This window comes from Modicisalibacter sp., from assembly GCF_055145905.1.
This window is the reverse complement of the sequence record NZ_JBSREH010000014.1, coordinates 68,206-80,606: the sequence shown is the minus strand read 5'-3', so window position 1 is coordinate 80,606 and position 12,401 is coordinate 68,206. Positions and strand designations below refer to the sequence as shown.

The window sequence follows — 12,401 nt, the reverse complement described above, 5'->3', positions numbered from 1 at the left end:
TCACGAAAAGGGGCACGAGAAGGTTCATGTTCACTGGGCCAGCCACGGCGACTGCCAGAGCAGGAACAGAGTGGTGCCGATGGCAATCGACACCGCATAGGGAAACTTGCGGCCCATCACCTCGCCCTCGGCGGGCGCCACATAGATCGGCTTTCCGGTGGTGACCAGGGTGCGGACCATCAGCCTGTAGCGCGGCCAGGGGGAGGGTGAGTTGCGGGAAAACAGCGCACTGGCGGCGAAGCCCAGGGCGATCACGCCGCCCACGGCGATGCTCGCCAGCGCGACAAGAAAAACGTTGTAGGGCCCGAGGAAGGTGCCGATAGCGGCCATCAGCTTGACGTCGCCGGCCCCGGTAAAGCCCATCAGGTAACCCGGCATGAGAACGAGCAGACCGATCCCCAGCCCCTCGATGGCGGCCAGGGCCCCGCCGTGGCCTGCCACCATCCCTTGCAGCAGAATACCCACGATAGCCCCGGCCATAATCAGCGCATTGGGGATGCGCCGTTGGCGCAGGTCCCAGAGCGCGGCACTTCCCAAAAAAACCAGCAGTATTGATATGAGAGTTAATGATAGAGGCATATCGAATACTCCTGACTTTATGGGCATAGAGGCGCCATAAAAGACGCCTCTTTATTAAGGTTGTTGGATTATTTATTGACTTTTTAATTGCCAGCTAATTTATCAGCGATCCTACCCATTACTCCACCTGAGCCATCACCTGCAGCGCCGACTAGCTCTGTCTTTACAGATCCGAAAAGAACGGCCCCTATAGCCACAATAAGACCCGCTACCAGCGCCCATTCCACGACCTCGGTACCTTCCTCATCATGCAGAAAGCGCTGCACACCCATCATCAACTTGTTCATGTCCTGAATCTCCATTGCTTCCGTTTTCAGTCGGGCTTGTTGTTCTGCCCCGGGAATCAGCTCCCGATGTCAGCTTGGATGTATCCAAATGTTACGGCTTGTATTCTCTTGCATCGGATCAGGAGTATCTTGCAGCTCCGGCGGGCGCATGAGACGGCGTCATGCGCGGCCGGAGAGGGAGCTGAGGCGGCGGGGTCGAGGAAGGTGGCTATCGCCATGCGATGAGCGTTAATAAAACAACGACTTGTGACGGGTTTGTTGCACGGCTCATGAGTCGTTGTTTAACGATCGAGGGCCACTCAGCGAGCCGGTTGAGCAGGCGGGGGATGAAAAAAATCATCCCGAATCGAGCGGGTTTTTCAGTTTGTGGTGGGTGTTGGAGATGAGGGTTCTCGACGGCGCGGCAGGATTTTTTTACGCATTGTTACGTAGCGGGGCGGCCCTATCCCCGCCCTACCCCCGCGCCGAGGGCGTGGACATATCACTCAGCGAGTCGAGCAGCTTGCGGGTGGTGGTTTCCTCGGCGCCGCTGGGGATCGCCCGGGCGGGCAGCCAGACGTGGAAGATGGTGCCACGCCCCGGCGAGGAGGCGACGCTCAGTTCGCCGCCGCTGCGCCGGACGATGCCGCGGCTGATCGCCAGGCCCAGCCCGGAGCCGGCCTCGCGGGTGGTGAAGAAGGGGTCGAAGATGCGTTCGCGCAACGCGCGGGGGATGCCCGGGCCGGGGTCGGCGACGCGGATGTCCACGCCCTCGACCCGGCCGTGGCCGGGCAGCTCGCGGTCGGCGTCGCGGGTGCGCAGGTGCAGCGTCATCGGCGCGTCGCTGGCCTGGGTGGCGTTGAGCAGCAGGTTGACCAGCACCTGCTGGAGCTGGCCGCGGTGGCATTCCACCGCCCGGGTGGCGTGCAGCGCCAGGCGCAGGCGATGGCCGTGGCGGTCCAGCGCGTGGCGCACCAGCAGCTCGGTGTCGGCGGCGATGGCGTTGATGTCCTCGCGGTGGAAGCGGGTGTCGTGGCGGCCGGCCCGGGAGTACTGCAGCAGGTTGTCGATCAGGGCGCGGATGCGCTCGACCTGGGCGATGATGGTCTCGACCTCGTCGCGCACCGGCTCCACCTCGGGGCCCAGCCGGTCGGCGAGCACCTCGATGTGGCCGAGGATCACCGCGGCGGGGTTGTTGATCTCGTGGGCGATGCCGGCGGTCATCTCGCCCAGCGCGGCGAGCTTCTCCTGGGTCATCAGGCTGGCGCGGGCCTGCTTGAGCAGGGCGACGTGCTCCTCGAGGGCGCGGGTCTTCTCGCTCAGCGAGCGGGTGCGCGCCTCGACGCGCCGCTCGAGGGTCTGGGCGGCGCGCTGCAGGGCGTCCTGGTGGGCGTCCAGGCGGTCGAGCATGGCGTCGAATTCCTGGGCCAGCTCGGCCAGCTCGTCCTGGCCGTTCAGGTGGCCGATGCGCAGCCGGCGCCCCTCGCGGATGCCGTGGATGACGTGGTGCATGCGGCGTATCGGGCCGGCGAGCACGTCCACGCCGCGGATCACCAGCAGTGCCGAGATCAGCACGATCACCGCCAGCACGGCGCCAACTTGCAGCAGGGTCTCGCGGTAGAGCGCCTCGTAGGGCGCCAGCGGGAAGCCGGCGTAGATCATGCCGATGCGCTCGCCGGTCAGCGACTCGAGCGGCGCGTAGGCGGCCACGTACCAGCCGCTGACCACGAAGGCGTTGTCGATGAAGCGCTTGCCGTCGCCCAGCACCCGGCGGCTGACGGGCTCGGAGACGCGGGTGCCCAGGGCGCGCTCGCCGTTGTCCAGGCGCACGTTGGTAGCGACGCGCACGTCGTCGAGAAACAGCGTGACGCTGCCGGTGGTGCCTTCGGGCAGGGTGCCGGGGCCATAGACCAGGTCGCGGATGTCATCCACGGGGTCGGTGGCGCCGTTGAGCAGGCGTCCGCCATCCAGCAGCAGGCGGGGGTGGCCGGTGGTGGCGGGCAGGGTGTAGAGGGTGCGCAGCACCATGCCACGGGTCTCGTACCGGCGGGTGCTGGGGGTCGCCCGCGGCGTCTTGCGCAGGGCGATGCGCGCCCGGCGGGCCAGCCCCGGCGCGAGAGTGTCGAGCCGCTCGGCGTCGAGCACGTCCAGCCCGGAGAGGCCGCCGTCGTCGGCGGGCGACTGCAGGCGCCGTTGCAGGTCGGGGCTGGCGTCGAAGGCCGTGAGCGGGACCACGCGCAGCCAGTCCAGCTGCATGGCGGTACGGGTCTCGTCGAGCAGCGCGGCGAGCGACTGGGTGCTTTGGCCGTTGAGCGCCGAGGCCAGCGCATGGCTGTGGCCGAGCTCCTCGAGGCGCGCCTGCTGGCGCTGGCTCAGCCCGTCGAGCACCCGCGAGGCCACGGCCAGGTCGGCGCGCACCTTCATGTACAGCTGGCGGTCGTTGTAGGTCGAGGTCCAGTAGGCGGTGAGGGCGGTCAGCGCCAGGATCAGCAGTACCAGCGGCGCGAAGGCCAGCCACAGCAGGCGGCGCCGGATCGAGGCGCGGACCCAGCGCCGCAGCCGCCTCATGCGCCGGCGTCCTGCCAGGCGGCCAGCTTGCGATCGAGGGTCTTGCGCGACACGCCCAGGGCGCGGGCGGCACTGGACTTGGTATGGCCGTGGGCGTCGAGCACGGCGAGGATGTGCGCGCGTTCCACGGCGTCCAGCGTCCAGTCGCTGGGGTAGCCGGCGCCGGGGGCGTCCTCGGGAGCGGGGGGGCTGTCGTCGAGCAGCTCGCCGGGCAGCTTGCCGAGCAGGATGCAGCGTTCGATGAAGTTCTTGAGCTCGCGGATGTTGCCGGGCCAGGCGTAGCGGGTCAGGCGCTCGAGGTCGGCGTGCTGCCAGGGCAGGGCGGCCAGGCCGAGATCGCGGGAGAGCTGCCGGGAAAAGTGATGCGCCAGGGCGGGGATGTCCTCAGGGCGCTCGCGCAGCGCGGGCAGCGTCAGCGTCAGCACGTTGAGGCGGAAGTAGAGGTCCTCGCGGAAGCGGCCTTCGCTGACCTCCTGCTGGAGGTCGCGGTGGGTGGCGGCGACGATGCGCACGTCCACGGGGCGTTCCTGCTCGCTGCCCACCGGGCGGATGCGCTTGCTCTCCAGCACGCGCAGCAGCTTGGCCTGCATCGCCAGCGGCATCTCGGCGATCTCGTCGAGGAACAGGGTGCCGCCGTCGGCGTAGGTGAACAGGCCGTCGCGGGTCTTGACCGCGCCGGTGAAGGCGCCCTTGACGTGGCCGAAGAGCTCGGATTCCAGCAGGTCGCCGGCGACGGCCCCGCAGTTGAGCGGCACGAAGGCGCCGAAGCGCCCCGAGAAGCGATGCAGGTCGCGGGCCACCAGCTCCTTGCCGGTGCCGGACTCGCCGTGGATCAGCACCGCCGAGGGGGTCGGCGCGACCCGCTCGATGAGTGCGCGCACCTGCGCCATGGCCTGGCTGTCGCCGATCATGCTCTCGTCGGCGTAACGCAGCCGCTTTGACTCGCGCTGCAGGACGAAATTTTCCCGTGCCAGGCGGCGCTGGGCGAGGCAGCGGTCGACGGCGCTCTGCAGCTGCTCGAGGCGGAAGGGCTTGATGATGAAGTCGCTGGCGCCGGCGCGCAGGGCCTTCACCGCCATGTCGAGGTCGGCATAGGCGGTCATGAAGATGACGTCGCTGCGCCGTTCGGGGCCCAGCGCCTCGTGCCAGTCGACCCCCGAGCGGTCGGGCAGGCGGATGTCGACCAGCAGCAGATCGAAGTGCAGCCGCTGGCGCAGCGCTTCCGCCGCGCTCAGCGAGTCGGCGGTCTCGATCAGCGCGAAGCGCGAGGCCAGCGCCTTGGACAGGTAGCTGCGCATGCCGGGTTCGTCGTCGACGATGAGGACGGACGCGGTCGGCAGTTCGGTGGATGCGGTCATGTACGGCGTTCTCTGCGTCTCGGGACAAAGTGTCCCGATATTGGGTCAATTTGTTACATCTAATGAGCGACCGGATTATTTTCATGGTAAAAGCCCGGATAGAATCCGGCAATTGTCCGGAAGCAGGGGGCTCGCATGATCGTCTTCGGTGACGCGCTCGAGGCTGTTCCGGCGACAGGCCTTCGCGGGGGCGCTGTAAACCCGTCCCTGGGCGCTACCTCGGCCCTCTTTGGGCCGAGGACCCCCTCTCCGGCCTGTCCCCGGCGCCTCTCGCTGACATGATCGCGATAGCCCGGTACCGGGCGCTTGATGCCGCAGTCGGGCACAGAAATTGCTGAGGGAAGCGAGCACATCGCAATCCGACACGACACGAGGAGATCCCATGCTGAAACGTCGGCTTTCGCTGCTCGCCATCGCGGCCGTCACCACCATGCTGGCGACCGGGGCCCAGGCGGCCGAGATCATTCGCCTGGCGACCACCACCAGCACCTACAACTCCGGCCTGCTCGACTACCTCCTGCCCAAGTTCGAACAGGATCATCCCTACCAGATCCAGGTCATCCCCGTGGGTACCGGCAAGGCGCTGCGCCTGGGCCGCGACGGCGACGTCGACCTGGTGCTCACCCACGCGCCCGCGGCGGAGAAGGCCTTCGTCGATGCCGGTTACGGCGTCGAGCCCCACGGCGTGATGTACAACGACTTCGTCATCGTCGGCCCGAGCGATGATCCGGCCGGCATCAAGGGCGGTGATGACGCCGTCAAGGCGCTGGCCACGCTGGCCGACAAGAACGCGACCTTCGTGTCCCGCGGCGACGATTCCGGCACCAACAAGAAGGAAAACCACCTGTGGAAGGCGGCGGGCGTGACCCCCGACTTCTCGAACTACAAGGCCGCCGGGCAGGGCATGGGCGCCGTGCTCAAGATGACCAGCGAGCTGCAGGGCTACACCCTCACCGACCGTGGCACCTGGCTGGCGATGAAGGACAACCTGGATCTCTCCATCCTGGTCGAGGGCGACACCAAGCTGTTCAACCCGTACCAGGTGATTCTGGTCAATCCGGAGCGTTACAAGAACCTCAATACCGAGGGCGCGCGGGCCCTGGCACAGTGGCTGATCTCCGACGAGGGGCAGACCCTGATCGACGCCTTCCGCCTCAAGGGCAAGGTGCTGTTCCACGCCAGCGCCGGCGAGGCGGTCGACCCGTCCAAGGCGGTCGGCGCCAACTGAGCCGACTCTCCCTCCCGCCCGCCTCTCTCCGGGGGCGGGCCCGATTCCTGAATCCACGAGGACGCGTCGATGAATGAACTCATGGCCACGATGGGGAAGGCGCTGCACCTGCTGGTCTCCTTCGACCCGGCGCTGTGGGAGATCATCGGCGTGTCGTTCCGCGTCTCGCTGACGGCGATCCTCGTGGCGCTGCCCCCGGCGTTACTGGTGGCGCTGGTACTGGCGCGGGTCGCCTTTCCCGGTCGCTGGCTGGCGATCTCGCTGGTGAACACCTTCATGGCCGTGCCCACGGTGGTGGTGGGGCTGGTGCTGTTCATGCTGCTGTCGCGCAGCGGTCCGCTGGGCGAATGGCAGCTGCTCTTCACCCAACGTGCCATGGTCATCGGCCAGATCATCCTGGCGTCGCCGATCCTGATCGCCATGCTGCACAGCTCGCTGCAGAGCATCGACCAGCGCGCCTGGGAAACCGCCCGCCAGCTGGGCGCGGGCCGGCTGCAGGCCTTCGCCATGCTGATCCACGAGGCGCGCTTCGGCGTCATCGCGGCGGTCCTGGCCGCCTTCGGTCGCATCATCGCCGAGGTCGGCAGCGCGGTGATGATCGGCGGCAACATCGAACACTTCACCCGGACCATCACCACGGCGATCGCGCTGGAAACCCTCAAGGGCGAGTTCGCGCAGGGCATCGCGCTGGGCATGGTGCTGCTGCTGCTGGCGCTGCTGCTCAATGTGCTGCTGGGGGTGATGCGTGGACGGGGGCAGCAGATAGTGAGTGCCTGAGAGGACGCTTACAAATTACTGCGCTAGGCCATACGGCGTTGAAATCAACCTTAAAATGCTCATTTATCGACTCATAAACTGCGCTTTTTCGGTTGATTTCGCCTTGTCTGGCCGTCGCTCGTGACGTTTGTAAACACCCTCTATGAACCGCCGAGGAACCGATCATGCTCGAGGTAAGCCGGCTGTCACACGGCTTCGGTCGTCGGCCGCCCCTGTGGGAGATACCGCACCTGCGCTGGGACGGGCGTTCGCTGGTGCACCTGCGCGGCGACAACGGCAGCGGCAAGACGACGCTGCTGCGCCTGCTGGCCGGGCTGGACACGCCGCGTCGCGGCACCATCCGCTGGACCCTGGACGACGGCGCGCCGGCGGCGCCGCCGCGCTTCGGCGATCTGCTCTACCTGCACCAGCAACCCTACCTCTTCGATACCAGCGTCGCCGGCAACCTGCGCCATGTGGCGCGCTGGCAGGGCTGGCGCGGCGACGATGCGCGCTCGCGCATCGCCTCGATGCTGGCGCGCTGCGGGCTGGCCGACCATGCCCGGCAGCACGCCCGCTCGCTGTCCGGCGGCGAGCGCATGCGCCTGGCGCTGGCGCGGGCCTGGCTGCTGTCGCCGCGCGTGCTGCTGCTCGACGAGCCCACCGCCAGCCTGGATCGCCAGGCGATCGACGACATCACCGCGCTGATCCTCTCGCTGCGCGAGACGGGCTGCGCCATCGTGCTCAGCGCCCACCAGCAGAGCGTGCTGACCGAGCGCTGCGACGCCGAATGGCATCTGGAGCGTGGCGGCCTGCAGGTCGGCGACATGCAGGCCGACATTACGGAGACGTGGCCTCTCGGCGTGAACTCCTGAGGCGGGTATGATGCCGGGACAACGCTATGAGTGGAGTGAGGGTCATGCGCGAGGGTGAAGTGACCGCCGTGATACTGGCCGGCGGGGAAGGGCGTCGCATGGGCGGGCGCGACAAGGGCTGGGAGCCGCTCGCCGGCCGGCCGTTGATCGCGCATGCCCTGGACCGGCTGACGCCGCAGGTCGATCGGGTCCTGATCAACGCCAACCGCAGCCTGGAACGCTACCGCGAGCTGGGCTACCCGCTCGTCAGCGACCGCGAGGCGGGCTATCACGGCCCGCTGATGGGCATGTGGAGCGCACTGTGCGCGGTGGAAACCCCGTGGGCGCTGTTCGTGCCCTGCGACTCGCCGGCCCTGCCCGAGGATCTGGTGGTCCGCCTGCGCCAGGGCATCGGCGACTGCCGCATCGCCGTGGCCCATGACGGCGAGCGTGCCCATCCGGTGGTGGCGCTGATCGACACCGCGCTGCGCGACGATCTCGGCGAGGCCCTGGCCGCCGGCGAGCGCAAGATCGACCGCTGGTACGCGCGCCACCCCTGGTGTCACGTCGACTTCGCCGATCGGCGCGAGGCCTTCGCCAACCTCAACTCGCCCGACGAGCGCGACGCCATGGAGCGGCGCCTGCGGGCGGACGGGTCGTTTTGACCCGGGCCGCCAGCACCGGGCGAAATCACGAGGAACGACGCCGACCTGTTGCCCTTGACGGGGCCGTGCGTCGGCATGCCTGTTGCTTCCGAGACGCGATAGTTTTCCCGATGATCGAGAGAACCCGATGACCTTGTCGCTTGACACGCTGGAGATCCCGCTGCTGGGCATTGCCGCCTGGAGCGGGACCGGCAAGACCACGCTGCTCGAGGCGCTGCTGCCCCGTCTGGCCGAGGCCGGGCTGCAGGTGGCCGTCATCAAGCACGCCCACCATGCCTTCGAGGTCGACCGGCCGGGCAAGGACAGCCATCGACTGCGCCAGGCGGGGGCCGCGCCGATGCTGGTGGCCTCGGGCCAGCGCTTTGCCCTGATGATGGAGACCCCCGAGCGCGAGGAGGCGGACCTGGCGGCGCTGATTCCCCATGTGCTGCCCCTGGCGCCGGACCTGATCCTGGTGGAGGGCTTCAAGGCCTGGCCACTGCCCAAGCTGGAGCTGCATCGCCGGGTGCTGGACAAGCCGCTGATGGCCGACCGCGACCCCTGGGTGCGGGCGGTGGCCACGCCGGATGACATCGCCCTGCCGCCGGGGGTCGAGCGCCTGGCGATGGACGATCACGACGCGCTGGTCGCCTGGCTGGGCCAATGGCCGCAGCGCTGGCCCGAGATGCGCCGCGGCCCGAGGGAGATGACATGACACTATCCTGCTTTGAGCTGGGCCAGCGCATGCTCGGCGTCGACGAGACCCTGGACGCCCTGGCCGCGATGACGCCGCCGCCGGTCGCCGCCCGGCGCGTGCCCCTGAGCGAGGCCGTCGACGGCGTCCTGGCGGCGGACGTGGTGTCGCCGGTCGATGTGCCGCAGAACACCAACGCCGCCATGGACGGCATCGCCCTGAGCTGGGACGAGCACCGCCCGGCCACTGAGGTGGCGGTCGTCGGCGAGGTGCTGGCCGGTTCGCGCCCGGCGATGACGCTCTCGCCCGGGGAGGCGGTGCGCATCACCACCGGCGCGCCGCTGCCGCCGGGGGCGGACACCGTGATCATGAGCGAGCAGCTCGCCGCGGCCGCTTCCGCCGAGCGGGTGGTGATCGAGCGACCCGAGCGCGTGCGCCACGGCCAGAACGTGCGTCAGGCCGGCGAGGATCTCGCCCGGGGAGCAACGGCGCTCGCCGCGGGCACCCGGCTGCGTCCGCAGCACCTGGGGCTGCTGGCCTCGCTGGGGCTGGCCGAGGTCGAGCTGTTCCGGCCGCTGCGCGTGGCGGTGTTCTCCACCGGCGACGAGGTGACCGCCCAGGGCGAGCCGCTGCCCGCCGCGGGCATCTACGACACCAATCGCTTCTCGCTGCGCGGGCTGCTCACGCGGCTGGGCTGCGAGGTGGTCGACCTGGGCATCCTGCGCGACGAGCTCGATGGCATGCGCGAGGCGCTGGCGGCGGCGGCGCGCGACGCGGACATGGTGCTGACCAGCGGCGGGGTCTCGGTGGGGCAGGCCGACTGGGTCAAGCCGGCGCTGGAGGCCATCGGCGAGCTGGGGCTGTGGCGGATCGCCATGCGTCCGGGGCGGCCGATGGCGTTCGGGCGTATCCGCCGGGAGGGCACGCGCGAGGTGCCGTTCTTCGGGCTGCCCGGCAATCCCGTGGCGGTGATGGTGACGTTTTTGCAGTTCGTGCAGCCGATGCTGCGCCGCATGCAGGGCGAGCGCGACTGGCAGCCGCTGCGCCTGACCGCGCTGGCCGCGGAGCCCCTCAAGAGCCGGGAGGGACGTGTCGATTTCCACCGTGGCGTCTATACCGGCGACGAGACAGGGCGGCTGTGGGTGCGCACCACCGGCCGCCAGGGCTCCGGCATCCTCAGCTCGATGGTGGCGGCCAACTGCCTGATCGAGATCGGCGACGACCGCGCCGCCGTCGAGGCGGGCGAGCCGGTGACCATCCAGCCGTTCGGTGATCTGACCTGAGGCGATGAACGGCCTCGCTATGGAGGCCGTTCACCGTTGTGGCTGGTACGCCCGGTAGTGGGTCAGTGGGTCAGCCATAGACACTCGACGGTGTCGCCTTCCTCCAGCGTGCTGTTCGCCGGAATCACCGCCAGGGCATCGGCGTCCAGACACGACGACAGCACCGCCGAGTTCTGGTCGGCGAAGGCCCGGGCGAGCACGCCTTCCGGCGTGAAGTCGAGGGCGACGCGCATGTAGTGGCGGCGGGCCTGGGTGCGCGTGGCGAAGGCCGCGCGGGCCCACAGGCGCGGCAGTTCGGCCATGCGCGGGCTGCCCAGCAGCGCGCTCATCAGCGGGCGCAGGTAGACCCAGGCGCCGACGAAGCACGACACCGGATTGCCCGGCAGGCCGACGAAGCGGGTCCGGCCGATGCGCCCCAGCGCCAGCGGCTTGCCGGGGCGCATGGCCAGCTGCCAGAGGTCGAGTTGGCCCAGCGATTCCAGGGCGTGACGGACATGATCCTCCTCGCCGACGCTGACCCCGCCGGTGGTGATGATGACGTCGGCGCGCTCGGCGGCTTCGCTCAATACCCGCCGGGTCGTGGCGAAGTCATCGGGCACGGTCTCGCGCATCACCAGCTCGGCGCCGAAACGCTCCAGCAGCCGCGAGAGCATGGGCCGGTTGGAGTTGTGGATCTGCCCGGGGCCGAGCGGTTGGCCGGGGTCGACGATTTCGTCGCCGGTGGACAGCAGGGCCACGCGCGGGCGCCGGCGCACGCTCACGCGGGTGATGCCCTGGCCGGCCAGGTGCCCCAGGGCGGCGGCCTCCAGCAGCGTGCCGGCCTCCAGCAGCGGCTCGCCGGTACTGACGTCGCGCCCGCGTCGGCGCACGTTGTCGCCGGCTGGAATGTCGGCGGGGATGAGCGCGCTGTCCTCGCGGATCTCCACGCGCTCCTGCATGACCACGGTATCGGCGCCCGGCGGAATCTCGCCGCCGGTGAAGATGCGCGCGCAGCTGCCCGGCGCCAGCGGCGCGGGCGCGTGCCCGGCGGCGACGCGCTGGCTGACCGGCAGCCAGCCGCCGGCATCGGCGTGACGCAGGGCGTAGCCGTCCATGGCGCTGTTGTCGGCGGGCGGCACGTCGAGGCGGGCGGTGACCGTCTCGGCAAGCACGCGCCCGGCCGCCTGCTCGGCGGCGACGGATTCGGCCTCGAGCGGCGTGACGCCGTCCAGCAGCGCCTCGAGGGCCCGTTCGACGCTCTGCAGCTCAGCCATGCTGCCCCCGCCCGGGGATCACCAGGTTGGCGAAGTTGCACGGCTTGTGGCGACTGTCGAGCTGCTCGTGGAGGATGCCGTCCCAGGCGGTGCGGCAGGCGCCGGTGGAGCCGGGCAGGCAGAACACCACGGTGCGGTTGGCCAGCCCGCCCAGGCAGCGGCTCTGCACGGTGGAGCTGCCGATCTCCTGCCACGACAGGTGGCGGAACAGCTCGCCGAACCCCTCGATGTGCTTGTCGAGCAGCACCGAGACTGCCTCCGGGGTGGAGTCGCGCCCGGTGAAGCCGGTACCGCCGGTGGCGACGATCACCTGCACGTCGTCGTCGGCGATCCACTGCGCCACCACCGCGCGAATGCGGTAGACGTCGTCGGGGACGATGCGCTTGGTGACGAGTTCATGGCCGTCGCGCTCCAGGCGTTCCACCAGCGCCTGCCCGGAGCGGTCGGTCTCTTCCGTGCGCGTGTCGGAGACGGTGAGCACGGCGATCTTCAGCGGAACGAAATCGGCGTCGCTCATGCCTTGGTGTCCTTCCTGGCCTGCTGGCGCGCTTCCAGGGCGGCGAGCTGCTCGGGGCTGGCCGGTGTCTGGTAGAGCGACTTCCACTCGCTGTAGGGCATGCCGTAGACGTACTCGCGGGCCGTCTCGTAGTCGAGCTCGACGCCGCGCTCCCCGGCGGCGGCCACCAGCCACTTGGACAGGCAGTTGCGGCAGAAGTCGGCGAGAATCATCAGGTCGATGTTCTGCACGTCCTTGTTGGTGTCGAGGTGCTCCAGCAGCCGACGAAACGCGGCGGCTTCGAGCTCGGTACGGGTGGTGGCATCGAGATGCTGCATGGACTCGGTCTCCTGGTTGGGATGAATGCCAGCATATCAAAGCACGACACCGCCCGGAGGCGGTGTCGATGCAAAAAGTGATTC

General features: G+C 69.0%; 13 protein-coding genes. 6 read left to right on the top strand and 7 right to left on the bottom strand.

Going from position 1 to position 12,401, the window contains the following annotated elements:
- Positions 1-30: 30 nt before the first annotated feature.
- The 4 genes from ACTCB7_RS05330 to ACTCB7_RS05315 all read right to left on the bottom strand — a co-directional run bounded on the left by ACTCB7_RS05330 (position 31) and on the right by ACTCB7_RS05315 (position 4,771).
- A complete protein-coding gene (locus ACTCB7_RS05330; protein ID WP_463005827.1) occupies positions 31-579 on the bottom strand; it encodes an A24 family peptidase in 549 nt (182 codons plus the stop codon).
- A gap of 83 nt (positions 580-662) precedes the next feature.
- Entirely contained in the window at positions 663-866 is a 204-nt protein-coding gene (locus ACTCB7_RS05325; protein WP_463005826.1) for a Flp family type IVb pilin, read from the bottom strand.
- 453 nt (positions 867-1,319) lie between these two features.
- Entirely contained in the window at positions 1,320-3,413 is a 2,094-nt protein-coding gene (locus ACTCB7_RS05320) for a sensor histidine kinase (protein ID WP_463005825.1), read from the bottom strand.
- The gene (locus tag ACTCB7_RS05315; RefSeq protein WP_463005824.1) at positions 3,410-4,771 is read right to left on the bottom strand and encodes a sigma-54-dependent transcriptional regulator; all 1,362 of its coding nucleotides are present in this window, start codon (positions 4,769-4,771) and stop codon (positions 3,410-3,412) included. The genes ACTCB7_RS05320 and ACTCB7_RS05315 overlap by 4 nt, the downstream gene beginning before the upstream one ends.
- A 382-nt stretch (positions 4,772-5,153) precedes the next feature.
- Between ACTCB7_RS05315 and ACTCB7_RS05310 the strand changes: the two genes are divergently transcribed.
- The 6 genes from ACTCB7_RS05310 to ACTCB7_RS05285 all read left to right on the top strand — a co-directional run bounded on the left by ACTCB7_RS05310 (position 5,154) and on the right by ACTCB7_RS05285 (position 10,230).
- Complete coding sequence (locus ACTCB7_RS05310) at positions 5,154-5,999, top strand: ABC transporter substrate-binding protein (protein WP_463005823.1); 846 nt, start codon at positions 5,154-5,156, stop codon at positions 5,997-5,999.
- A gap of 69 nt (positions 6,000-6,068) precedes the next feature.
- Positions 6,069-6,776, top strand: coding sequence for an ABC transporter permease (locus ACTCB7_RS05305; protein WP_463005822.1), 708 nt, complete (start codon positions 6,069-6,071; stop codon positions 6,774-6,776).
- Between the two features lie 164 nt (positions 6,777-6,940).
- Positions 6,941-7,630, top strand: a complete 690-nt coding sequence (locus tag ACTCB7_RS05300; RefSeq protein ID WP_463005821.1) for an ABC transporter ATP-binding protein — start codon at positions 6,941-6,943, stop codon at positions 7,628-7,630.
- Between the two features lie 44 nt (positions 7,631-7,674).
- Positions 7,675-8,274 (top strand): molybdenum cofactor guanylyltransferase MobA, encoded by a 600-nt coding sequence (gene mobA, locus ACTCB7_RS05295; RefSeq protein ID WP_463005820.1) that lies wholly within the window; start codon positions 7,675-7,677, stop codon positions 8,272-8,274.
- Positions 8,275-8,401: 127 nt separating this feature from the next.
- The gene (mobB, locus tag ACTCB7_RS05290) at positions 8,402-8,968 is read left to right on the top strand and encodes a molybdopterin-guanine dinucleotide biosynthesis protein B (protein WP_463005819.1); all 567 of its coding nucleotides are present in this window, start codon (positions 8,402-8,404) and stop codon (positions 8,966-8,968) included.
- Positions 8,965-10,230, top strand: coding sequence for a bifunctional molybdopterin-guanine dinucleotide biosynthesis adaptor protein MobB/molybdopterin molybdotransferase MoeA (locus tag ACTCB7_RS05285; RefSeq protein WP_463005818.1), 1,266 nt, complete (start codon positions 8,965-8,967; stop codon positions 10,228-10,230). The genes mobB and ACTCB7_RS05285 overlap by 4 nt, the downstream gene beginning before the upstream one ends.
- Before the next feature lie 62 nt (positions 10,231-10,292).
- On the opposite strand, the gene ACTCB7_RS05280 is transcribed toward ACTCB7_RS05285, so the two are convergent.
- The 3 genes from ACTCB7_RS05280 to ACTCB7_RS05270 are packed head-to-tail and all read right to left on the bottom strand — an operon-like array spanning position 10,293 to position 12,317.
- Positions 10,293-11,483 (bottom strand): molybdopterin molybdotransferase MoeA, encoded by a 1,191-nt coding sequence (locus tag ACTCB7_RS05280; RefSeq protein ID WP_463005817.1) that lies wholly within the window; start codon positions 11,481-11,483, stop codon positions 10,293-10,295.
- Positions 11,476-12,000, bottom strand: coding sequence for a molybdenum cofactor biosynthesis protein B (moaB, locus tag ACTCB7_RS05275; protein WP_463005816.1), 525 nt, complete (start codon positions 11,998-12,000; stop codon positions 11,476-11,478). The genes ACTCB7_RS05280 and moaB overlap by 8 nt, the downstream gene beginning before the upstream one ends.
- On the bottom strand, positions 11,997-12,317 hold the full coding sequence (locus ACTCB7_RS05270; RefSeq protein ID WP_463005815.1) for a DUF1244 domain-containing protein: 321 nt from the start codon (positions 12,315-12,317) through the stop codon (positions 11,997-11,999). Before ACTCB7_RS05270 ends, moaB begins: the two co-directional genes overlap by 4 nt.
- Between the last annotated feature and the right edge of the window lie 84 nt (positions 12,318-12,401).